Origin of the sequence: Amycolatopsis rifamycinica (assembly GCF_000695625.1) — a bacterium.
Classification (GTDB): domain Bacteria; phylum Actinomycetota; class Actinomycetes; order Mycobacteriales; family Pseudonocardiaceae; genus Amycolatopsis; species Amycolatopsis rifamycinica.
In genome coordinates this window covers 38,863-59,204 of sequence record NZ_JMQI01000005.1, presented here as the reverse complement: position 1 = coordinate 59,204, position 20,342 = coordinate 38,863, and the positions used below count along the sequence as shown (strand labels likewise).

The 20,342-nt window shown below is 71.6% G+C and carries 21 protein-coding genes; 5 read left to right on the top strand and 16 right to left on the bottom strand.

Annotation, left to right across the window (positions count from 1 at the left end; genetic code table 11):
• The first annotated feature begins 150 nt into the window (after positions 1-150).
• Positions 151-882: a hypothetical protein gene (locus DV20_RS03040; protein WP_084093292.1), complete on the top strand. Its 732-nt coding sequence runs from the start codon at positions 151-153 to the stop codon at positions 880-882.
• On the opposite strand, the gene DV20_RS03035 is transcribed toward DV20_RS03040, so the two are convergent.
• The 4 genes from DV20_RS03035 to DV20_RS03020 form a co-directional block, all read right to left on the bottom strand.
• On the bottom strand, positions 864-2,300 hold the full coding sequence (locus DV20_RS03035) for a glycoside hydrolase family 43 protein (RefSeq protein ID WP_043776250.1): 1,437 nt from the start codon (positions 2,298-2,300) through the stop codon (positions 864-866). The genes DV20_RS03040 and DV20_RS03035 overlap by 19 nt on opposite strands.
• 51 nt (positions 2,301-2,351) lie before the next feature.
• Positions 2,352-4,118 carry a DUF1996 domain-containing protein gene (locus tag DV20_RS03030; RefSeq protein ID WP_043776249.1) on the bottom strand — a complete coding sequence of 589 codons (1,767 nt, stop codon included), beginning with the start codon at positions 4,116-4,118 and terminating at the stop codon, positions 2,352-2,354.
• Positions 4,119-4,381: 263 nt separating this feature from the next.
• Positions 4,382-5,110, bottom strand: a complete 729-nt coding sequence (locus DV20_RS03025; RefSeq protein WP_043776248.1) for a cupin domain-containing protein — start codon at positions 5,108-5,110, stop codon at positions 4,382-4,384.
• A 17-nt stretch (positions 5,111-5,127) separates the two neighbouring features.
• Positions 5,128-5,685 (bottom strand): TetR/AcrR family transcriptional regulator, encoded by a 558-nt coding sequence (locus DV20_RS03020; RefSeq protein ID WP_043776247.1) that lies wholly within the window; start codon positions 5,683-5,685, stop codon positions 5,128-5,130.
• 188 nt (positions 5,686-5,873) lie between these two features.
• Between DV20_RS03020 and DV20_RS03015 the strand changes: the two genes are divergently transcribed.
• Positions 5,874-6,758 (top strand): RNA polymerase sigma-70 factor, encoded by an 885-nt coding sequence (locus DV20_RS03015; RefSeq protein WP_043776245.1) that lies wholly within the window; start codon positions 5,874-5,876, stop codon positions 6,756-6,758.
• A 190-nt stretch (positions 6,759-6,948) separates the two neighbouring features.
• Here the strand turns inward: DV20_RS03015 and DV20_RS03010 are convergent, their stop codons facing one another.
• The 7 genes from DV20_RS03010 to DV20_RS02980 all read right to left on the bottom strand — a co-directional run bounded on the left by DV20_RS03010 (position 6,949) and on the right by DV20_RS02980 (position 13,499).
• Entirely contained in the window at positions 6,949-7,770 is an 822-nt protein-coding gene (locus DV20_RS03010; protein WP_043776242.1) for a hypothetical protein, read from the bottom strand.
• Entirely contained in the window at positions 7,767-8,396 is a 630-nt protein-coding gene (locus DV20_RS03005; protein WP_043776284.1) for a heme oxygenase-like domain-containing protein, read from the bottom strand. The genes DV20_RS03010 and DV20_RS03005 overlap by 4 nt, the downstream gene beginning before the upstream one ends.
• Positions 8,397-8,406: 10 nt before the next feature.
• A complete protein-coding gene (locus DV20_RS03000) occupies positions 8,407-9,366 on the bottom strand; it encodes a hypothetical protein (protein ID WP_043776241.1) in 960 nt (319 codons plus the stop codon).
• Between the two features lie 312 nt (positions 9,367-9,678).
• Positions 9,679-10,233 carry a GTP-binding protein gene (locus DV20_RS02995; protein ID WP_043776240.1) on the bottom strand — a complete coding sequence of 185 codons (555 nt, stop codon included), beginning with the start codon at positions 10,231-10,233 and terminating at the stop codon, positions 9,679-9,681.
• A 16-nt stretch (positions 10,234-10,249) separates the two neighbouring features.
• Positions 10,250-10,621, bottom strand: a complete 372-nt coding sequence (locus DV20_RS02990; RefSeq protein ID WP_043776239.1) for a DUF742 domain-containing protein — start codon at positions 10,619-10,621, stop codon at positions 10,250-10,252.
• Positions 10,618-11,043: a roadblock/LC7 domain-containing protein gene (locus DV20_RS02985; protein WP_043776238.1), complete on the bottom strand. Its 426-nt coding sequence runs from the start codon at positions 11,041-11,043 to the stop codon at positions 10,618-10,620. Before DV20_RS02985 ends, DV20_RS02990 begins: the two co-directional genes overlap by 4 nt.
• A 53-nt stretch (positions 11,044-11,096) precedes the next feature.
• Positions 11,097-13,499 carry a sensor histidine kinase gene (locus tag DV20_RS02980; protein WP_043776237.1) on the bottom strand — a complete coding sequence of 801 codons (2,403 nt, stop codon included), beginning with the start codon at positions 13,497-13,499 and terminating at the stop codon, positions 11,097-11,099.
• Between the two features lie 599 nt (positions 13,500-14,098).
• On the opposite strand from DV20_RS02980, the gene DV20_RS02975 reads away from it, so the two are divergent.
• Together DV20_RS02975 and DV20_RS02970 are read left to right on the top strand one after the other, a co-directional pair.
• Positions 14,099-15,508: a fatty acid desaturase gene (locus DV20_RS02975; protein ID WP_043776236.1), complete on the top strand. Its 1,410-nt coding sequence runs from the start codon at positions 14,099-14,101 to the stop codon at positions 15,506-15,508.
• A gap of 1 nt (position 15,509) precedes the next feature.
• A complete protein-coding gene (locus tag DV20_RS02970) occupies positions 15,510-16,136 on the top strand; it encodes a TetR family transcriptional regulator (protein WP_043776235.1) in 627 nt (208 codons plus the stop codon).
• 73 nt (positions 16,137-16,209) lie between these two features.
• On the opposite strand, the gene DV20_RS02965 is transcribed toward DV20_RS02970, so the two are convergent.
• The 4 genes from DV20_RS02965 to DV20_RS02950 all read right to left on the bottom strand — a co-directional run bounded on the left by DV20_RS02965 (position 16,210) and on the right by DV20_RS02950 (position 19,132).
• Positions 16,210-17,040, bottom strand: a complete 831-nt coding sequence (locus tag DV20_RS02965) for a haloalkane dehalogenase (protein WP_043776233.1) — start codon at positions 17,038-17,040, stop codon at positions 16,210-16,212.
• Positions 17,027-17,488, bottom strand: a complete 462-nt coding sequence (locus DV20_RS02960) for a MarR family winged helix-turn-helix transcriptional regulator (RefSeq protein ID WP_043776231.1) — start codon at positions 17,486-17,488, stop codon at positions 17,027-17,029. Before DV20_RS02960 ends, DV20_RS02965 begins: the two co-directional genes overlap by 14 nt.
• Positions 17,489-17,561: 73 nt before the next feature.
• Positions 17,562-18,764, bottom strand: coding sequence for a kynureninase (gene kynU, locus DV20_RS02955; protein WP_043776282.1), 1,203 nt, complete (start codon positions 18,762-18,764; stop codon positions 17,562-17,564).
• Positions 18,761-19,132: a DUF5997 family protein gene (locus DV20_RS02950; protein WP_043776281.1), complete on the bottom strand. Its 372-nt coding sequence runs from the start codon at positions 19,130-19,132 to the stop codon at positions 18,761-18,763. The genes kynU and DV20_RS02950 overlap by 4 nt, the downstream gene beginning before the upstream one ends.
• Positions 19,133-19,174: 42 nt before the next feature.
• Here DV20_RS02950 and DV20_RS02945 point away from each other — a divergent pair, with 42 nt between their 5' ends.
• Complete coding sequence (locus DV20_RS02945; RefSeq protein ID WP_043776229.1) at positions 19,175-19,870, top strand: LysR substrate-binding domain-containing protein; 696 nt, start codon at positions 19,175-19,177, stop codon at positions 19,868-19,870.
• Positions 19,871-19,880: 10 nt separating this feature from the next.
• On the opposite strand, the gene DV20_RS02940 is transcribed toward DV20_RS02945, so the two are convergent.
• Positions 19,881-20,162 carry an isoamylase gene (locus DV20_RS02940; RefSeq protein ID WP_043776227.1) on the bottom strand — a complete coding sequence of 94 codons (282 nt, stop codon included), beginning with the start codon at positions 20,160-20,162 and terminating at the stop codon, positions 19,881-19,883.
• Positions 20,163-20,342 lie beyond the last annotated feature (180 nt).

The following is a 20,342-nucleotide window of genomic DNA, read 5'->3' as shown; positions in this document are numbered from 1 at the left end:
GCCCGGGCGACCGGATTATCGGCGTGGCCTTCAGCCGGCGCGCGTGGCGCTTCCCCGGTGGACAGATCATGGACAGTTCCTCGCCAATGCGCCTCCGCGGGCACTTTCCCGTTGAGCCCGGCGTAGGACTTCGTGGCGAGGGGAGCTCGGGTGGCGGAAAAGGGGCATTGGATCACGAAGAACGGCCGTCGGATCTTCATCCGCGACGGCGGTGGCAAGGGCGGCGTGGTGGCGGCCGCGGCGGCGGTGGTGATCGCCGCCGGCGGGGCCGGTGGGGCCGGGGTGCTCGGCGGCGCCGCGGGTGAAGGCGGGGTGGCGTCGGAAGCGCTGGCCGGCAACGCCGCCGGCGATGTGGCCGACGCCCTGCCGGGGCGGTCGCTGAAGACCCGTCGTGCCGAGGCGCGGAAGTCGGCCGAGCGGGGGAAGGCCGACGAAGCGTGGCGCAAGCTCAGGTTCAAGGAACTCAAGCGGACGGCCCGGCGCTGGGAGCAGGAAGGCAAGTGCGTCGCGGCCGCGACGGACCGGGTGCGCGAGTTCCTGGTCAAGACGCCGTGCGCGTCGCTGAACGGGATGCTGCTGGCGGTCGGCGACGGCCACGGCAATGCCGCGGTGATTTCGATCGTGCGCGTCGGGTTCCGGTCGAAGAAGCAGGCGAAGGACTTCGAGAAGGTCGAGCGGGTGCAGGGCAGCGGTGACGTGCGGCCGCTGGACGTCGCCGCCACGCTCGGGATCGCCGGGGTGCGGATGACCGGGCTGCACTACCAGCCCCGGGCGGACGGCGCCGGCATGGTCGTCGCCGAGGCCGACACCGCCGCCGGGCGCGTCGACCCCGGCGTGCTCGACGCCCTCGCGTACGCCGCCGCCTACCTGCCGGTCGTGTAGCGGAATTCCTGCAGCGCAACGCTTCCGCCGAGGACTTCCACGCCGATCATCCGGCCGGTGAAGCCCGCCGCGACCTCGGTGGACAGGTACCGTCCGTCGAACGTGCCGAGGACCTCCGCCCGCCCGTCGTCCCGCAGGACGGACAGCTCGACCAGGTCCGGTTCGGTGACTTCCCGGAACGGGCCGGAAGCGGGCGGCTGGAGCGCCCGGATCCGCAGCGACACCGCGGAACCGGCGGCGACGTTCGTGACGGCGTGCACGATCGGGCCGATGGCGAGCGTGGCCGTGACCGTGGAGCCGTCCGCCGTGAGGCCGTACCAGTGCCGGTCGTCGATGCGCACGACGAACGCGGCCGTGCCGTGGGAAACGTCGAGGCGCGCCACCGCCGTCCAGTGCTCGTCGAGGGCGCGGGTCAGCAACGTCCGCGTCAGGACCAGTTCGCCCGGGCCGCTCCAGCGGGTCTCGGGTGCGGCGCCCGGGGCGACCCAGCGCGGGTGCAGCTCGGCCGTCGCGAAACCGTCCGTGAAGCTGTTGTCCGCGGCCGCGACCGGGAACCGGTCCTCGGCCACGACCGGCCAGCCGTCCACCCAGTCCACACCGGCCAGGAAGGTTTCGCGGCCGTTGACGTGGAACTGCGGCGTCTTCCCGCGCGGCCGGACGCCCAGGTACACCATCGCCCAGCTGCCGTCGGCGCACTCGACCAGGTCGGCGTGCCCGGTGTTCTGCACCGGGTGCGTCGTGCTGCGGTGGGTCAGGATCGGGTTCGACGGCGCCGGTTCGTACGGGCCCTCCAGGCGGCGGGCGCGCGCGATGGTGACGGCGTGGCCGCGTTCGGTGCCGCCTTCGGCGAGCAGCAGGTACCACCAGCCGTCGACGCGGTACAGGTGCGGGCCCTCGGGCGCCGCCAGGCCGGTGCCGTTCCACAGCGGCCGCGGCTCGGCGAGCATCGCTCCGGTCGCCGGGTCGATCGGGACGCTGGTGATGCCCGGCCGCTCCGGCCGGAACGACGTCCAGGTGAGGTGGCAGACGCCGGCGTCGTCCCAGCAGAGGTCCGGGTCGATGCCGTCGGTGCCGCGCACGTGGACCGGGTCGGACCACGGCCCGGCCGGGTCCTCGGCGGTCACGATCAGGTGGCCGCGGTGGGCTTCGAGGATGTTCGTGGTCACCAGGTGGAACCGGCCGTCGTGGTACCGCAGCGTGGGGGCGTAGATGCCGGTGTTCGCGGCGCCGTCGCCCGGCGGCAGCTGGCTCGGCCGGGTCAGCGCGTGGCCCAGCAGTTCCCAGGTGACGAGGTCGGTGCTGCGCCGGATCGGGACGCCGGGCACGTACTCGAAGCTCGAGTTCGCCAGGTAGTACGTGTCACCGACCCGGCAGATCGACGGGTCGGGGTGGAACCCCGGAACGATCGGGACCGTCATCGATACTCCTCATGGGTGCCCGCCGCCGTCCGCGGCGGGCACCCGCGCGGGTCAGGCGGTGCAGGTCTTGTTGCGGTTGATGCAGTTGACGACCTGGTTCATGATGCTCTGCGACATCACGTTCGCGAAGTCGTCGTGGTCGGACAGGGGATTGTGCTTTTCGGACGGGAACGAGTCCACTTTGTACTGCTTCTTGACCTGGATGTCGTGCGGGATGTCGTAGACGAGCGTGGTCCGCAGCTGCGGCACCGCCTTGAAGCCCGCCGCGCACCGGCCGTTCTCGTCGGGGAAGACGATGTGGGTGCGGTGGTTGGCGCTGTCGGTGTTCTTGCCGTCCCAGCAGCTCGGGAAGTCATGGATCCGCTCGACCTTGCTGCCCTCGGGGCAGATCGGGTACTTGTCGGTCAACCGGTTTTCGAAGCCGGTGCAGGTCCACGCCGCCCGGGTGTTCTTGGTGCCGTTGATGGAGGGCTTGGCGTCACCGGTCAGCGCACGCAGGAACTTCGGCATCGCGACGACCTTGCCCGCCGCGCTGCCGCGGAAGGTGATGCCGGCCTTCGCCGGCCGCTGGATCGTGCCGTCGTTGTCCGGCAGCTCGTTGTTGGCGTCCGGGCCGGGCAGCGGTGGCGTCGCCGTCGCCCCGCCGTTGTTCCCGTTGCCGCCCTGGCCGAGCGTGCACGGCGCGAGGGCGTCGAGGCCCTGAGGACGGGCCGCGGTGCGGCCGATGGCGATGGCCATGCGGTCGATGGTGGCGACGCGCTTGTCCTCGAGCGGGCCGAGGATGGCGTTCCGGACGAAGTCGGGGCCGCCCTGGCGCTGGGTGCTGACCAGCCGCTGGTTCGCCTCCTGGAGCTGCGTGTTCAGCAGCTGGAGGTTGCGGTCCACTTCGGCCTTGGCCGACGCCGGGACGGCGGGGAGCTTGCTCGCGACGTCCGGGCAGCTGATCTGCTGCACCGCGCCGCCGGGGGCGCCGCCGCCGTTGCTCGCCGGGTTGCCGCCGGTGCCGGCCTGCTCCTTGAGCGCGCACGGGGCGAGGGCGTCGAGGCCCTGGGGCCGGGCCGCGGTGCGGCCGATGGCGATGGCCATGCGGTCGATGGTGGCGACGCGCTTGTCCTTGAGCGGGCCGAGGATGGCGTTCCGGACGAAGTTGGGGCCGCCCTGGCCGCGGGTGCTGACCAGCCGCTTGTTGGCCTCGTCGAGCTGCGTCTCGAGTAGGTCGAGGTTGCGGTTGACCTCGGCCATCGCCGAGTCGGGGACGTCGGGGAGCTTGCTGGCGACGTCCGGGCAGGTGATCACCGGGGACGCGCCGTCCTGGGCCGCCTGGTCGCGGTCGCCGTCGGGGGACTTCGCGGGCGGGTTCTTCTCTTCGTCACCGGTGTCGATGCGCACGACCGGCCAGAAATAGGCGGATTTGTCGCCGTTTTTGCAGGTGGTTCCGGCGGCTTCGAGGCTCTTGTTGTTCGAGTCCGCGTTCGACGAGAGGTTGCCGACGTAGTCGTGCAGGTGCTGGGCGCCGTTGCGCACGCCGGGCTGGGCGACGAAGTTGTCCGGGTTGAAGTGCTGGTTCTCGTTGCGGCCGCAGTCGACGGTGAAGGTGCCGGTGGACGCGGCGCGGGAGTTCGCCGGCTCGGTGTTGTTCGGGGCGACTTTGAGGATGTCGATGTAGAGCGCCGGGTCGGCCTCGTCCGCGCTGGCCTGGCCGGGGTCGCCGAAGGTGGTCGACACCGCGATGCCGCCGGCGGCCACGGCCAGTGCGAGGACGCCGGTGGCGATCTTGGTTCGTCGGGAGATGCGGTGCTTTCCCGTGCTTCCGGGCATGAAGTGACTCCGATGGGTTCAAAGGGAAGAGATTCCACTGGCCCGACACCAGTGGAGCGGTTCTCTGTTAGCGATAACAATGTCCGCCCCGTGAAGGGGTAACCGATTCTTTCCGGGGGATCAACGAAGGGCGAGCACGGCGTAATCGTGACCCGCGCGCGCCCCGTTGTCCAGAGCTTCGTCCCGTGAGGAAAGAGTTCGGAAATGTGGTGAACCGCGATGAACCGGCAGCCGTGTACCCGGGTGAAGCGTGCGGTGTGGCGTCAGCTGTCCAGCAGCGTCAGAGTGGGGGTTTCGCCTGGGCCGACGGGGAAGTAGGCGAGGAACGTGACGCCTTCGCCGAGGGCGTCGAACCGGGCGATCCGGGTCGATTCCGGCTCGTGGAAGACGTCGCCGGGGGTGAGCACGGCTTCGGGCTCGCCTTCGACCTGGTAAACGGCCGAGCCCGATTCGATGCTGCCGAACACCGGTCCGTTGTGGACGTGCAGGCCCGGGTTCTCGTTCGGCGCGATGGTGATGCGCCGGACCTCGACGTGGTCGATCACGCGCGGGGCCGGCAACCGCTGGTCCAGCAGCAGCGTGCGGGTCACGGCCGGGACGGCGGCCGGTTCCCCCTCGCCCGCCGGTTCGCCGAGCTCGGTCGGGGTGCCGTCGGCGGGCAGTTCCTCGATCGCCAGGTGGGTCAGCGACGTCGTGTCGGTGGCGCCGTGCCAGTGCCACTCGCCGGCGGCGACGCGGACCGTGTCGCCGGGGCGGATCAGCTGGGCCGGGCCGCCGCGGCGCTGGACGTAGCCGGTGCCTTCGGTGACGACGAGCACCTGGCCGAGCGGGTGCCGGTGCCAGCGGGTGCGAGCCCCGGGGGCGAACTGGACGCGGTCGACGCGGGTGCGCGACGGGCCTTCGGGGACGGCGAGCGAGGTGATCCACGCGCTGCCGGTGATCGCGTCGGCGGGGGCGGGGGCGCAGGGGGACGGAAGGTGGCGGACGTGCACTTCGGTTCTCCCGGGGGTCAGTGGGCGGCGAGCAGGGCGAGCACGCCGGAAACGGCCTGGTCGAACGGCTCGGGGCGGTTCGCGGCGCGGGCCAGCACGTAGCCGCCCTGCAGCACGGCGACGATCGTGGCGGCCAGCGCGGCGGTGTCGAGGGTGGCGGGCAGTTCGCCGGCGTCGCGGCCTTCGGCGAGGACCTCGGCCAGCCGGGCGCGCAGCCGGGTGAGCGTCTCGTCGACCGGCGCGCGCAGCACCGGGTCGGCGACGACGTCGGGGTCCTGGGCGAGCCGGCCGATGGGGCAGCCCTTGAGGACTTCGCGCTCACGGCGCAGGTAGGCGGTGATGCGCTCGACGGCGGTGCCGGGCGCGCGCAGCTGCGCGTCGGCGGCGGCCAGCAGTTCGCCGGCACTGCGCCGGACGGCGGCGAGCGCGAGGTCCTTCTTGCCGGCGAAGTGGTGGTACATGCTGCCTTGGCCGGCCCCCGCCCGCTGCTGGATGGCCTTGGGGCTGGTGCCGACGTAGCCGCGTTCCCACAGCAGTTCGCGGGCGCTGTCGACGAGCTGGTCCCGGGTTCCCATGGGGCCCGACTGTACATACTAGTAGGTACAGAAATCAAGATGTCACACGTACCCGCCGCGCGGTGTCTTGAGGCCGGACACCGTGGAGAGGAGAACTTCGTGAACCTGGCACTACTGAACCTGGCCGTGGCGGCCTTCGTCGCCTGGGGCCGGTTCGGCGATTTCACCGCGTGATCGGAGGGGTTTCGATGAGCGACCCGGCGACCGGGGCCTTCGTGGCCCACCGGAATCTGCTGTTCACCGTCGCCTACGAGATGCTCGGCTCGGCGGCGGACGCGGAGGACGTCCTCCAGGAGACGTGGCTGCGCTGGATCGAGGTCGACCGGGCCGCGGTGCGCGACGAGCGCGCGTACCTGGTTCGCATCACGACCCGCTTGTCGCTCAACCGGCTGCGCACGATGAAGCGCCGCAAGGAGGCGTACGTCGGCCCGTGGCTGCCGGAGCCGCTGCTGACGACGCCGGACGTGGCCGAGGACGTCGAGCTGGCGGAGAGCGTGTCGATGGCGCTGATGCTGGTGCTCGAGACGCTGGCACCGACCGAGCGCGCGGTGTTCGTGCTGCGCGAGGTGTTCGACGTCGGCTACGACGAAATCGCGGAAGCGGTGGGCAAAACCCCGGCGGCGGTCCGGCAGATCGCCCACCGGGCCCGCAAGCACGTCGACGCGCGACGACCGCGTGAGGCGGTGTCGGCGCGGGAGACCCGGGCGGTGCTGGAGTCGTTCCAGCGCGCACTGGAGGGCCAGGACCTGCAGGGGCTGCTGGATCTGCTGGCCCCGGACGTGGTCCTGATGAGCGACGGCGGCGGCGTCCGGCAGGCGGCCCTGCGCCCGGTGTCCGGAGCGGACAAGGTGAGCCGGTTCATCGTGGGCGGCATCGGCAAGGCGGAGGTGGCGCTGTCCGGCGTGCCGGTGCTGGTGAACGGCAACCCGGCGCTGGCGATGTACGTGAACGGCTCGTTCGACGGCATCATGGCCGCCCGCGTCGAGGGCGGCCGGATCAGCGGGCTGTACTTCGTCCGGAACCCGGAGAAGCTGACCCGGGTGGCGGCGGAGACGCCGTTGACCCTGCGCTGAGGGGGAGAAGGCGCCGGTTCCCCGGCCTCGTCGGAATCCTGGCGTGTCAGGCGGGTTCGCGCCGGTGGCCTCGGCGGACGTCCTCCAGCGGATTCGGCCGGCTACGGCCAGACGCTCGACGGCGGCAACGTCCAGATCCACTGAGCGCGGCCCCGGCGGTGTGCTTCCCCGCACACCGCCGGATCCGGCCTCACCCCAGCCGCTTGGCCCAGTCGGCGAACGCGGCGACCAGCTCCTCGGGCGCTCCGGTTTCCCGGAGCCGGCTGGTCTCCGCCTCGATGTAGTACCGGTACAACGGCACCAGGCCCGCGGCCAGTTCCGGCTCCACCTCCGCCGGCTCCAGCGGGTGACCCGCGCGGACCTCTCGCGCCAGCCGCACCAGCGAGGCCGCCGGGGCGTCCGGCTGGACCAGGTACCAGTCGATCGCTTCGTCGTTGTTCGCCGCCCGGCCCGTGGACGTCGTGCCCGAGTACAGGAAGCGGACCGGGAACAGCACCGCCTTCGTGAACCAGACCTTGTCCACCAGCAGGCGCTTCGGCGACCGGAACTCGGCCGTCACCTCGTCCGTCGCCAGGACCGCGATCGCGAAGCCCGCGCTCTCCAGCAGCAGCTCCGACGGCTGCGGGCGGGCGACCTCCGCGCGGACGTCTTCGCCGACGAGGACGCGGCCGTCGTCGGCCAGCTGCAGGCGGTCCAGGGCCGGGAAGCGGCCGTCGTCGCGGCCTTCGCGCAGCGCCGGCAGCGAAGCCCAGAACACCGAAAGCTTGCGGTGCAAGGGGCTTCGCTCCTGCAACGCCTTCGTCGTTTCGTCCACGGCCGAACGGTCGGCGTCGCCGATGCCGGTGAGGACCAGGGCCAGGTCGATGTCGCTCGCGGCCGCGGAATAACCGCCGTAGGACAGGCTCCCCAGCAGGTACACGCCGATCAGGCGCTCTCCCAACGCTTCCTGGTAGGCGGCGGCGGCTTCGACGGCGATCTCGCGGGCCGCGGCGGCCGGTTCGGTGGTCGTCATGCCGCCACCGTATCGCGGCGGGCGCACTCCGCGATGCGGTCGGAAACCACGCCGATCACCTGCCACGCCCGGTCGAGCACGTCGATCACCGCCTCCGGCGTCCAGTCGGCGCGCCGCCGCAGCACTTCGTAGCCCATCTCGAGGTGTTCGACGTCGGCTTCGTCGTGCAGCTCGAAGTATTCGTCGTCGGGGAACGCTTTCGTGCCCGCCTGGCTGAACACCAGGCTGCCCGCCTCGAGGGCCAGGTGCGCCAGCACCGCGCGCTGCACGCCGGGCAGGATCGCGAACTGGTCGACGAACCAGGACGCGCCCATCTCGATGACCGGGTCCCAGACCAGGTCCCGGTCGTCCGCGCGGCTGCGGGCCAGGATCTTGTCGTGGCCGACCTCTTCGGCCTGGTGCTCGCACGCCAGCGCGCGCAGTTCCGGGTCGCTCTCGAAGGTCACCCGGGCGCTGATCATCCGCTGGAAGGCGTTCGACCACGGCTGGAGGTAGGTGAGCACCGCCTTCTTCGTTTCGGCCGGGGTGCTCTCGTCGGTCAGCAGCCGGATCAGCTCCGACCCCTCGTACTCCCGCTGCCGCTGCTCGTTGTGGCGGGCGATGCGCTCGACGGCCTGCTCGGTCACGATCTGCTCCTTAACGGTGGTCATCCGAGATCGACGGGCGAAAGGGGGCCGGCGGGGGCCGGTCGAACACCGGGAACCGGAAGTACGTGGTGACGTCGCCGGGCCGGCCGGCCGCGCGGAAGCTCACCAGTTCCAGCACGCCCTTGCTGCGGCTCAGCGGCTCGGGCGCCACCGCGGCGGCGAGGGTGCGGAACCGCCCGGGGTCGACACCTTGCTCGTGCAGCAGCGCGGCCGTGCGCTCCACGGCTTCCCCGTCGTCCGGCGCGAGGGCGGGCAGCCGCAGGTAGGTGGTGGACTCGGCGGCGCGGTCCACGCCGGACCGGAAGGCCAGGCAGCTCAACGCCGCCTCGCCCGCGCCGGCCCCTTCGCCGGCCAGCGTCTGGTATGCGGCCCGTGCCCGGCCGGAGTCGTGGTGCAGTGCCACCGCGGCGACGCGCTCGACCTCGGCGAGGCCGGCGCCGTGGTTGCGGTAGTAGATCTTCACGCGGGCCTGTGCGTCCTCGGTCAGGTCGACGGCGAAGAACTCGATCTCGCGGTCGCCTTCGACAGTTTCGACGCGACGGCGGGTGCGGGCCCAGGCTTCGGCCAGGCCGAGCCGCGCCATGGCTTCGGCGACCGCGGCCTCGCGGTGCGCGTGCGGCCAGGAGTACAGCCCGAAGTACGTCTTGTGGATCAAGCCGGCCGGGGGCCGCCAGGCGATCGAATGCCACAGCGGCGCGGGTGACGGCCGGCCCGCCCGCGGGGTGAACGTCTCGCGGACGTGGTCGAGCCGCCGGGTGTGGAAAACGCTGTCACCAGGCCAGACCACGTCGTGGCCGAGGCTGTCGAACAGCACGCGCAGTTCCGGGTGCGCGCCGGACCAGTTGACCGACATCTCGGCCGGGAAGCCGTCGTCCGCCACATAGGACGGTGGGGCGGGGGCCGGGCCGATCCGCTCGTGCGCCCACGGCGGCAGCAGGGACCGCAGCATCCGGGTGGTCCGGACCGACTGCTCCCACGGGACGTCCAGCGCTTCACACGCGGTCGACCACAGTCCACACAGAAAGTCGCCGAAGAGACGACCCTGAGCCGGATAGTTTTCCCTTATATATTCAGGAAACTCCGGCGCGCGACTCGTCACGAGCGGATGCTATCAGTTGGATGCTTGCTCAACTAAAAGTCTGCACCCGAGTGGTCCAGTCAATTGCGCCATGTGGGTACGCCGGTGCCCGCGGCGGCCACGGAGGGCCACAGCGGACACCGGCGGTGTCCTGTGCGGACAAAACCGGACAACGCGCAGGTCTCAGACCCGGGCCGGCACCACGGTCATCGCGTGCTTCACCAAACGGATCAGCGCGAGCTTGCTGGAGTCGCGGTCGCGTGCGTCACACATGACGATGGGCACACGGTCCGGGACCACCAGGGCCTCGCGGATCTCGTCGGCGGTGTAGCGCGGGGCGTTGTCGAAGCAGTTCACCGCGACGACGAATGGGATCTTCCGCCGCTCGAAGAAGTCGATGGCGGCGAAGCTCGTCTCCAGCCGCCGGGTGTCGACCAGCACGACCGTCCCGATCGCCCCCCGGGCCAGGTCGTCCCACATGAACCAGAAGCGCGCCTGGCCCGGCGTCCCGAACAGGTACAGCACGTGCCGCGGCGAGATGGTGATCCGGCCGAAGTCCAGGGCGACCGTCGTGGTCGTCTTCCGTTCGACGCCGGACAGGTCGTCGATGCCGGCGCTCGCCTCGGTGAGCACCTCTTCGGTGGTCAGCGGCGGGATCTCGCTGACCGAACCGACCATCGTGGTCTTCCCCGCGCCGAAACCGCCCGCGATGATGATCTTGACCGGGGTGGGGACCATGTCGGCCCCGGTGCCGTCAGTACTTGATGAGGCCATCGAGAACCGCCTGGAGTGTTTCGAGGTCCGGCGACTGCGCCGGGTGGTGGGCAGGGGACCGCGTGATGACGAGGCCGCGTTCGATCAGGTCGCCGACGAGCACCCGCACGACCCCGAGCGGGATCTTGACGTAGACGGCGATCTCGGCGATGGACACCGGGTGGCGGCACAGCTGCACGATCGCCACGTGCTCCGGGCCCAGCCCGGCCGGCTCCTGCTCCGACCGCAGCGTCATCACCTGCGTCGACAGGTCCAGCCGCGCGGTGCCGGCCGGCGTCCGGCCGCTCGTGATCGTGTACGGCCGGACCAGCGGCCCGGCGGCCTCGTCGTACCAGCCGTCGTCGGAACTCATGTGGCCTCCCGCAGCACCGACGCCGCTTCCCGCGGCGCGGACGCCATGTAGTCACCGACGCGCTTGACGAGCCGGCTCATCTCGTAGGCGATCATCTCGACGTCGACGTTGTCGGCGGCCAGCACCGCGAGGCAGGCACCTTGCCCGGCCGCGGAGACGAACAGGTAGCCGCGCTCCATCTCGATCATGTTCTGCAGCACCGGGCCGCGGTTGAACTGCTTGCTCACCCCCTTGGCGAGGCTCTGCAGGCTGGAGGCGATGGCCGAAAGCTGGTCCGAGTCGTCCTTGCTCATCCCGGCCGACTTGCCGATCAGCAGCCCGTCGGCGGACAGCACGATGGCGTTCTGCGCGCCGACCACGCGGTTCACCATGTCGTCGAGCAGCCAGTTGAGATCGGGTTTGGCGTTCCCGTACTCGTTCATTCGACTTCAGACCCTGACTTTCCTGTGTGGACTTTCCGGTGTGTGGCCGGGGATTACGAGTCGTCGTCCGGTCCGCCGCGGCCGCGGCGGGTGCCCTTGTGGAACGCCGCGAGCGTGCGCGCGGTGCCTTCTCCCGGTGCCACGACGTCGTCGAGGCTGTCGTCGGGTTCGTTCTCGAGCTGGGCGACGAGGTTCTGCTGCGGCTCCCGCCGGGGCAGCCGGGGCCGGTCGTCGGTCGGTCTCACGTCCGTCGCCGGGCTCACGGGCAGCTCCCCCTCCGGCGTCGCCGCCGGCACGGACGGCAGGGCGTCGGGCGGGGTGAGGGCACGTGCCGGGTACGGCCTCGGCTTGGTGTCTCGCTTCATCGGGATCTGACCGCTGAACGAGCTGGGCGTGTCCATCGTGCGGAGCGAGCTTTCTGCCGCCTGCGGTGCCGGGGCGCCCACCGGGGCGAGGACCGCGGTGGTCTCGGCCGGTGAGGTCTCTTCACCGCCCTGGCCGCCGTCCTCGCCGGCCAGGTGCTGGGTCGGGATGAGGACGGTGGCGCGCAGGCCGCCGTAGCGGGACGGGTCGAAGGTGACGGTGATGCCGAGCCGGGCCGCCAGGCGCGCGACCACGAACAGGCCGAGGCTGGAGTCGGCCCGCAGCGCCATCGCGTCGAACTCGGGGGCCTCGGCCATCATCGCGTTGGCCCACTCGCGGACGCCGTCCTTCATGCCGAGCCCCTGGTCCGACACGTCGACGACGACACCGCGCGCGACCATCCGGCTGGTCACCTCGACCGGCGAGCCGGGCGGCGAGAACGACGTCGCGTTGTCGACCAGCTCGGCGATGAGGTGGATCGTGTCGGCCACCGCGGCGCCGACGATGGCGACGTCGGCCACCTGCTCGACCTGGACCCGGGCGTACTGCTCGGTCTCCGAGACGGCGGCGCGCAGCACCTCCATCAGCGCGACCGGCTTGCGCCAGCGGCGGCCGGGCTGCTTGCCGCCCAGGATGATCAGGTTCTCGGTGGTGCGGCGGGCGCGGGCGGCGAGGTGGTCGAGCTGGAACAGCGACGCCAGCTGCGTCGAGTCGTCCTCGCGCGCTTCCATCTCGTCGAGGATCTGCAGCTGCTGGTGGACGAGGACCTGGTTGCGGTGCGCGATGCCGAGGAACACGTTGTGCACACCGCTGCGGGCCTTCGCCTCGCTCGCCGCGGCGTTGACCGCGGTCAGCTGGGCGACGTTGAACGCCTCGGCGACCTGCCCGATTTCGTCGCGGCCGTGGTCGAGCCGGGGGAGTTCTTCCTTGAGGTCCACGGGTTCGCCGCTCTTGAGCCGCTCCACGATGTCCGGCAGCCGGTTGCGGGCGAGGTCGAGCGAGTCGTTGCGCAGCCGCGCGAGGCGGGTCATCAGCGCGCGGTCGACGAGCGAGCGGGACACCCGCACCGCGACGATGATCGCCGCCAGTGACGCGAGCAGGGCCACGATGCTGCCGATGATGACGTTGCGCAGCTGGGCGTCACCGGCGTCGATCGCGGCGGCCGAAACCTTGTCCGCCTGGGTGATGGCGAGGTCGTTGAGGCTCTGGGCGACCTGGTTCGTCGCGTTCTGCCAGTCCGTTTCGGACACCGGCACGGAGTTCTGCTCGCCCGCCGACCACGGACCGTGCTTGACGATCGCCTCTTCGGCGGTCCCCAGCTGCCGCCAGGCGGTGCTGGTGGTCAGCGCCTGGTAGCGGTCGCGGACGCTCGGGTCGAGGAACGGCGCGATCTGCGCCAGCTGCGTCCGGTAGAGCCCGGACAGCTGCGCGAACTGGGCGAAGTCGTCGGGCGCGAACGTCCCGGCGGAGAAGGCGGTCGAGACCAGGGACGTCTCGCGCGACATCATGTCCCCGGCGCGGAAGACCGACGTCGCCGTGATGCCGCCGGTCGCGGCTTCGGAGTCGGGGACGATCCGCGCCTGGGTGTCGAAGAGGTTGGACGCGGTGTCCATCACGCCGTTGTAGTAGGTGTTGACCTGGGTGCGGTCGATGCTGCGGAAGCTGATCTGCGAGCGCAGCACGGGCAGCTGGTCGAACTGCGACTTCAGCGCGTTCACCTTGGCCGCGATCTCGTCCGGCGCGTTCGAGATGGTCGCGGCGAACGCGTCCTTCAGCGCGGAGAGCTTCTCGTCGGTGGCCCGCTGCTGCTGCTGGAGCCGGGCCGGGCCGAGCGCCGGGTCGTCGAGGTACTGCAGCGCGGTCTGGCGTTCCTTCTGGAACTCGGCCAGCGCGGTGGCGGCCGGGATCGACACCTCACGCACGGAAGCGGCGACCAAGCGGACATAAACGCCGTTGAAGAGGAAGTAGGACGAGACCGCGATCCACAGCACCAGCAGCGTGACGCTGGGAATGAGAACGGTCCTGGTCAGCCTTTTGCGGATCGACTTGTCGTACGGCTTGTCCGACTCGTCCCTGGGGTCTTTGTTCAGCACGGCGGTTCACGAACTCCTGAGTGACGGTCGGCGAGGAATGGGGACCCGGACGAGGAAGCGGACACGACGATGGGACACAGCGGCCGCCGTCACCCGTCTTCGCCTCACCCTCCGTGTAGCCGCGGAATCGATCAGGGTCCGTTTTTTACCACGAACCCCTGACTCCCGTTCGGTGCGACCCGGCTTGCGGACACTCGTCCGCCCGGCGGCGAACGGTGTTTACCGTCCGCTTCAGGGCGATTACCGGCATTTCCTCAGGTACTGGCGGTGTGGGTTAATTCGCGGTGCCGATCGCTGGGCCGAACGGGTGAAAGTCAATTCGGCCGGATCGCGGTGCGGAGTGGTTCGCGGCGAGGGAAAGAAGGGAACGGGCGCTGCCCGGATGTGCCCCCTGTCGCCGTGGTCTCCGGGATTGGCGGCGGCTCCGGCCGCGGACGGGCCGGGGTCCTCAGGCTGAGGCGTCGACCGGTCCCGGCGCGCGCCCGGCCGAGGTGCCACCCCTCCGAGCCTGAGCCGTTCGCTTTACAACAATCGAGCGATTGTCAATCCAGCTGGACATCCGCTACCTTCTTGTCAACTCAGCCGCCAAGGAGGGTGTGATGAGCGAAGCGACCGGGACCCTGCCCGCCGGCTCGACCGAACGGTGGCGTGACCGCAAGCGGTACCTCTGGCTGATCGGCCTGGTGGTGCCCTCCCTGGCGTTCCTGGCCATCGGGCTGCACGCCGCCACCGGGTGGGGTGGCTGGTTCTGGATCGGGCCGGTCGTGATCCTCGTGGTCGTGCCCGTCATCGACCTCGTCGCCGGGCTGGACCGGAGCAACCCGCCCGACGACGTCATCGCGCGGCTGGAGAACGACCGCTACTACCGCTGGATCACCTTCGCCTTCCTGCCCGTCCAGTACCTCGGCTTCGCGGCGGCGTTCTGGCTGATCGCGCGGGGCGAGCTCACCGTGGTGGACAAGATCGGCCTCGCCGTGTCGATCGGCTGCGTGGGCGGCATCGGCATCAACACCGCGCACGAACTCGGCCACAAGAAGGAGAGCCACGAGCGCTGGCTGTCGAAGATCGCGCTGGCCCAGAGCTGGTACGGGCACTTCTACATCGAGCACAACCGCGGCCACCACGTCCGCGTGGCGACGCCCGAGGACCCGGCGAGCAGCCGCGTCGGCGAAAGCTTCTACCGCTTCTGGCCGCGGACGGTCTCCGGTTCGCTCAAGTCGGCGTGGCGGCTGGAGCGCAAGCGCTACGCCCGGCGTGACCGCCACCCCTACCGGCTCGGCAACGACGTGCTCAACGCCTGGCTGATGTCCGCGGTGCTGTGGGCGGCGATGGTCGCCTGGCTCGGCGCCGGCGTCCTGCCCTATCTCGTGCTCCAGGCGGTCGTCGGGTTTTCCCTGCTGGAGGTGGTCAACTACATGGAGCACTACGGCATGCTGCGGCAGCGGGTCGGCGTGCCGGGACGGCGCCGGTACGAGCGCGTCGATCCCAGCCACAGCTGGAACTCCAACAACATCGCCACGAACGTCCTGCTCTACCACCTGCAGCGGCACAGCGACCACCACGCCAACCCGACCCGCCGCTACCAGACGCTGCGCGACTTCGCCGAGTCGCCGGTGCTGCCCACCGGGTACGCCGGGATGATCGTGCTGGCGCTCGTCCCGCCGCTGTGGCGCCGGGTGATGGACCCGCGGGTGCTCGCCCACTACGGCGGGGACATCTTGCGCGCCAACATCCAGCCAGGCAAGCGGGCGAAGGTCCTGGCCCGGTACGGAACCCGCGTCACGGCGGCCACGCCGGTGATCGCCGACACCCGCGGCGACGCCACCGAAGGCGGCAGGTGCCCCGGCTGCGGGTACGTCTACGACGAACAGCGCGGCGACCCGCGGGAGGGCTTCCCGGCCGGCACGCCGTGGGCGGCGATCCCGGACTCCTGGTGCTGCCCGGACTGCGGCGTGCGCGAGAAGGTCGACTTCGTGGCACCGGGGCGGGTGGGCCCGGCCGGGCCCTAGAATGCCGGTCATGAGCAGGGCGGTTCCGGTGCCGGCGGAAGGTGGTCAGCACCGGCAGCCGATCATCGCCGCGGCGATCGAGCTGACCGCGCGCTCCGGGTGGCAGGCGGTCACGATGGCCCGGCTGGCCGAGCTGGCGGGCGTCAGCCGCCAGACCGTGTACAACGAGATCGGTTCCAAGCCCGCGCTCGCCGAAGCGATGGTCGCGCACGAGCTCGACCGGTTCCTCTCGGTGGTCGCCGCCGCGTTCGACCGCCACCCCGACGACCTGGTCGAGGCGATCCACGACGCCGTCCGCGCGGTCCTCGAGCTCGCCGACGACCACACGCTGCTGCGCGCGATCGCCTCGGCGACGCACGGCACCGCCCCCGATCTCCTGCCCCTGCTGACCACCGACGCGAGCGCGCTGCTCACCCAGGCGAAGGCGGTGCTGGCCGTCCGCGTGGCGGCCTACCGGCCACCACTGGCCGACGACCGGGTCGCGGTGGTGATCGACCTGGTCGTCCGGGCGGTCCTCTCGCACGTGATGCAGCCGTCGGACTCGCCCGCCCGGACCGCGGACGCCTTGGCGTGGGTGGTCGCGCGGGTTCTCGGGGTCACGGCGAGTCCGTCGCTGCGGCATACGTAGGTCTGTCCGGTGTCACCGCGGGCCATCCGCCGGTGCCCGTCCGGACCGCTCCGGCGGCGTCGCGGCCACCCGCCTAGCGCAGACCGTGCCGGTCCAGCCACGCCGCGATCGCCGCGGCGATCTCCTTCGGCCGGTCCTCCTGGGCGTGGTGCCCGGCCTCCCCGCACGCGACGACGTCGAGCGCGGCGATGTGGTCCGCGCACCACCGCGTCATCTTCTCGCCGATCAGCAGCGTCGGCGAGCCTTCGAACGTCATGAGCAGCTTCGGGGTGCTCTCGCTGGTGGCGAGCCACTTGTCGTAGGCCTCGACGCGCGCGACCAGCTCGGCCGGTTCGCCGCTCAGTGGCAGCTGGCGCGCCCAGGCCAGCACCGGGCGGCGGCTTGCGGGCGTCGGGAACGGGGCGAGGTAGGCGGCCAGGTCGTCGCCGGCCACCGGGGTGCGCACGCCGCCGGTGTACGCCTGGCGGATGAACAGGTCCTGGGCCAGCACCATGTCCTCGCCGGCCCCCGGGGTGCGGATCTTCCGCGACCGCTCCGCCGCCTGCGGCGTGAGGTCGTCCCACTCCATCGGCTTGACGATGGTCTCGAAGAACGCCAGCCCGCGGACCCGGCCGGGATGGCGGTTCGCCCAGTCGAAGGCGAGCGCGCCGCCCCAGTCGTGGCCGACGAGGACCACGCCGTCCAGGCCGAGCGTGGCGAACCAGGCGTCGAGGTGGTGGGCGTGGTCGGCGAAGGTGTACGCGATGTCGGGCTTCGGGGAGCGGCCCATGCCGATGAGGTCGGGGGCCAGCAGCCGCCCACCGCCGACGTGCGGGAGGACGTGGCGCCAGCTGTGCGACGAGCCCGGGTTGCCGTGCAGGAAGACGATCGGGGTGCCGGTGCCGGTCTCCTCATGGTGCACCATGACTGTCCTTTCCGGACTCCAGCGGGGTGTCGAGGAGGAGGGTGAGCTCGCGCGCCAGCGCCGCGGTGCGCTCGCCGCGCCGGCCGCCGAGCGGGGCGAGGAGCCGGTCGAGCAGCTCGGCCACGGTGGCGATCGCCGGCTCGGTCACCTCGCGGCCGCGGGCGGTGAGGCGCAGCCGGACCGTCCGGGTGTCCGCGGGGTCGCGGGTGCGTTCGACGAGCCCTCCGGCGTCGAGCGTGCGGGCGAGTTTGGAGACGTAGAGCGCTTCCAGCCCGGTGTGGTCGGCCAGTTCCCGCTGGCTCGGGCTCGTCCCGGCGCGCTCCATCCCGGCGAGCGAGGCCAGGAAGACGTACTGCGCGTGCGTCAGCCCGGCGGGGGCGAGCGCGCGGTCCACGGCCACCCGCCACTTCGTCGAAAGCCGCCACACAAGATGCCCGGGAGTGCTCATGCCGGATACAGTACATGGCTACTAAGTACATGGCTACTATTTCCATCTGGAGTGGCCATCGGAGGCTTCGGCGTCAGCCGGCGAGCTCGCGGATGCGCTCCATGGCGCGCCGGACCTCGGCGAAGCCGGTGGTCAGCGGGCTCAGCCCGATGCGGATGCCGTCGGGACGGCGGAAGTCGATCAATACGCCGTGGTCGATGAGGACGCGCGAAAGCCGCTCGGCGTCCGGGTGGCGAAGGGTGACATGCCCGCCCCGGCGCGCGTCGTCGCGCGGCGAGGCGACCGTGAACCCGAGCGGGACGAGCCACGCGTCGGCGAGGGCGATCACCCACCGGCCCAGCGCCACGGCCTTGGCCCGCACGCGGTCGATGCCCGCTTCCGCCAGCAGCGCCACGCCTTCCCGGACGCCCACCATGCCGAGCACCGGCGGCGTGCCGGACAGCGCCCGCCGGATGCCGGGTGCCGGAACGTACTCCGCGGCCATGCCGAAGGTGTCGGCGGCGCCCATCCAGCCGGTGATGGGCTGGCCGAACTCCGCGTGGTGGCGGGCGTTGGCGTAGAGGAACGCGGGCGCGCCCGGCCCGGCGTTGAGGAACTTGTAGGTGCAGCCGACGGCGAAGTCGGCGCCCGCCGCGTCCAGCTCGACGGGGATCGAGCCGACGCTGTGGCAGAGGTCCCAGACGACGAGCCCGCCGCGTGCGTGCACCAGCCGCGTGACGGCGGCCAGGTCGGTGATCGCGGCCGTCCGGTAGTCCACATGGGACAGGGTCACCACCGCCGTCCGCGGCCCGGTGGCCGCGGCGACGTCGTCGCTCTCGGCCCACCGGACGGTGAGCCCGAGTTCGGCGGCGACGCTTTCGACGAGGAACCGGTCGGTGGGGAAGTTCGCGGCGTCGGTGACGATCTCGTCGCGGCCGGGCCGCAGCGCGACGGCGGCCCGGAGCGCCTTGTAGAGGCACACGGACGTCGAGTCGGCGACGATGGTCTGCCCCGCCGCGGCCCCGAGCGCGACCCGGCCGAGCTCGTCCCCGATCTCTTCGGGGAGGGTGAGCCAGCGCTCGTCCCAGGACCGGATGAGCCGTGCGCCCCACTCGTGGGTGACCAGCTCCTGCAGCCGCTCGGCGGTGGCCCGCAGCGGACGGCCGAGCGAGTTCCCGTCGAGGTAGGCGACGACGCCGGGATCGGCGATGGGCACGAACCGCTCGCGGAAGGCGGCGAGCTCGTCGGCGGCGTCGAGGCGCTCGGCGGCCTCGGGCGAAAGATCGGCGGCGGTCAGCGATTCTTTTCCTTCACCCGCACCGTTTCCTTGCGCACCTCGGCCTGGGTGGCGCGCTCCCGCACCAGCCAGTCGGGGCTCTCGGCCTTCAGCGCCTCGATCTGCTCGGTGGTGAGCGGCTCGGTGATGCCGCCGCGGGTGAGGCCGCCGATGGAGACGCCCAGCTTCGCCGCGACCACCGGCCGGGGGTGCGGGCCCGTGCGGCGCAGCTCCCGCAGCCACTCCGGCGGGTCGGCCTGCAGCGCGTTCAGCTCGTCGCGCGTGACCACGCCCGCCTGGAACTCGGCGGGAGTGGCTTCGAGGTACACGCCCAGCTTCTTCGCCGCCGTCGCGGGCTTCATGGTCTGGGCGGTTTTGTGCGACGTCATGCCGTCCAGGGTAGCCAGCGTCACTCCCGGTAACCTGACCCGGTGACCTCTTTCAAGCTCGCGTACGTCCCGGGAGCGACGCCCGCCAAGTGGGTGCGGACGTGGGGCGAGCGGGTGCCGGAGGTGCCGCTGACCCTCGTCCCGGTCGCCGCCGCGGACGCGGCCGGGCTGCTGCGCGCCCGGGACGCCGACGCCGCGCTGCTGCGCTCGCCGATCGACCGGGACGGCCTGCACGCGATCCCGCTCTACACCGAGACGACGGTCGTCGTGGTGCCCAAGGACCACCTGATCGCGGCGGCGGACGCGGTGTCCACCGTGGACCTGGCGGACGAGGTCGTGCTGCATCCCCTCGACGACACGCTGGAGTGGCCGTCGTTGCCGGGCCGCCCGGCGGTCTCGCGGCCCGAGACGACGGCGGACGCGATCGAGCTGGTCGCGGCCGGGGTCGGGGTGCTGGTCGTCCCGCAGTCGCTGGCCCGGCTGCACCACCGCCGTGACCTCACCTACCGGCCGGTCGGGGACGCGCCGCAGTCGAGCGTCGCGCTGTCGTGGCTGGAGGAGGAGACGACCGACCTGATGGAGCAGTTCATCGGGATCGTCCGCGGCCGGACGGTGAACAGCACGCGCGGGCGGGCGCCGGCCCCGGCCGAGCGCAAGCGCCCGGAGCGCAAGCCCGCCGCGGCCAAACCGGCGCGGCGGAGCGCGGCCGGCGGGGGAAAGCGGCGCCGCCGGGGCTGAGCCCGGACTCCTACGACGTCGTGCAGACGCAGTTGCCGTCGGCGCGGTCGGGCAGGTCGGGGTCGTCGAACCAGTGGCCGTCCTCGCCGAGGTAGCGGAACTGCAGGACGGTGCCGGGCGCCACGTCGACCGACGCCGAGCGGCGGCCGTTGGACCGCGGCGTGAGGTGGTGGCGGCCGGGCGTCCAGTCGTTGAACGAGCCCACGACGCTCACCCGGCCGGGCGGCGCGCCGACGGGGAGGCTGAAGGTCACGCGCTGGGTGCCGGCCCGGCTCTTGCTGATCTTGATCACTGGTGGGCCTTTCGCGGAAGCGGGTTTCGGGAAGCGTGCTCGGCACTGAGCGCCGACATGATCGCACAGCTGTGACGATTCGGTCACGCCCAGTGCCCGATTGGGTTACGGGGCCGCTCAACGGTCCGCCACCGACCGGGTGGTCCTCGGGTGAACCATGATCATCCGGGGGTTGCCGGC

Excerpts from the sequence above, each read along its gene's own strand:
- DV20_RS02995 (WP_043776240.1), bottom strand. The coding sequence starts at position 10,233 with ATGGTCCCCACCCCGGTCAAGATCATCATCGCGGGCGGTTTCGGCGCG.
- DV20_RS02985 (WP_043776238.1), bottom strand. The coding sequence starts at position 11,043 with ATGAACGAGTACGGGAACGCCAAACCCGATCTCAACTGGCTGCTCGAC.
- DV20_RS02975 (WP_043776236.1), top strand. The coding sequence starts at position 14,099 with ATGAGCGAAGCGACCGGGACCCTGCCCGCCGGCTCGACCGAACGGTGG.
- DV20_RS03020 (WP_043776247.1), bottom strand. The coding sequence starts at position 5,685 with ATGGGAACCCGGGACCAGCTCGTCGACAGCGCCCGCGAACTGCTGTGG.
- DV20_RS02970 (WP_043776235.1), top strand. The coding sequence starts at position 15,510 with ATGCCGGTCATGAGCAGGGCGGTTCCGGTGCCGGCGGAAGGTGGTCAG.
- DV20_RS03000 (WP_043776241.1), bottom strand. The coding sequence starts at position 9,366 with ATGCTGCGGTCCCTGCTGCCGCCGTGGGCGCACGAGCGGATCGGCCCG.
- DV20_RS03015 (WP_043776245.1), top strand. The coding sequence starts at position 5,874 with ATGAGCGACCCGGCGACCGGGGCCTTCGTGGCCCACCGGAATCTGCTG.
- DV20_RS03030 (WP_043776249.1), bottom strand. The coding sequence starts at position 4,118 with ATGCCCGGAAGCACGGGAAAGCACCGCATCTCCCGACGAACCAAGATC.
- DV20_RS02990 (WP_043776239.1), bottom strand. The coding sequence starts at position 10,621 with ATGAGTTCCGACGACGGCTGGTACGACGAGGCCGCCGGGCCGCTGGTC.
- DV20_RS02960 (WP_043776231.1), bottom strand. The coding sequence starts at position 17,488 with ATGAGCACTCCCGGGCATCTTGTGTGGCGGCTTTCGACGAAGTGGCGG.
- DV20_RS03010 (WP_043776242.1), bottom strand. The coding sequence starts at position 7,770 with ATGACGACCACCGAACCGGCCGCCGCGGCCCGCGAGATCGCCGTCGAA.
- DV20_RS02950 (WP_043776281.1), bottom strand. The coding sequence starts at position 19,132 with ATGACGTCGCACAAAACCGCCCAGACCATGAAGCCCGCGACGGCGGCG.
- DV20_RS03035 (WP_043776250.1), bottom strand. The coding sequence starts at position 2,300 with ATGACGGTCCCGATCGTTCCGGGGTTCCACCCCGACCCGTCGATCTGC.
- DV20_RS02965 (WP_043776233.1), bottom strand. The coding sequence starts at position 17,040 with ATGGTGCACCATGAGGAGACCGGCACCGGCACCCCGATCGTCTTCCTG.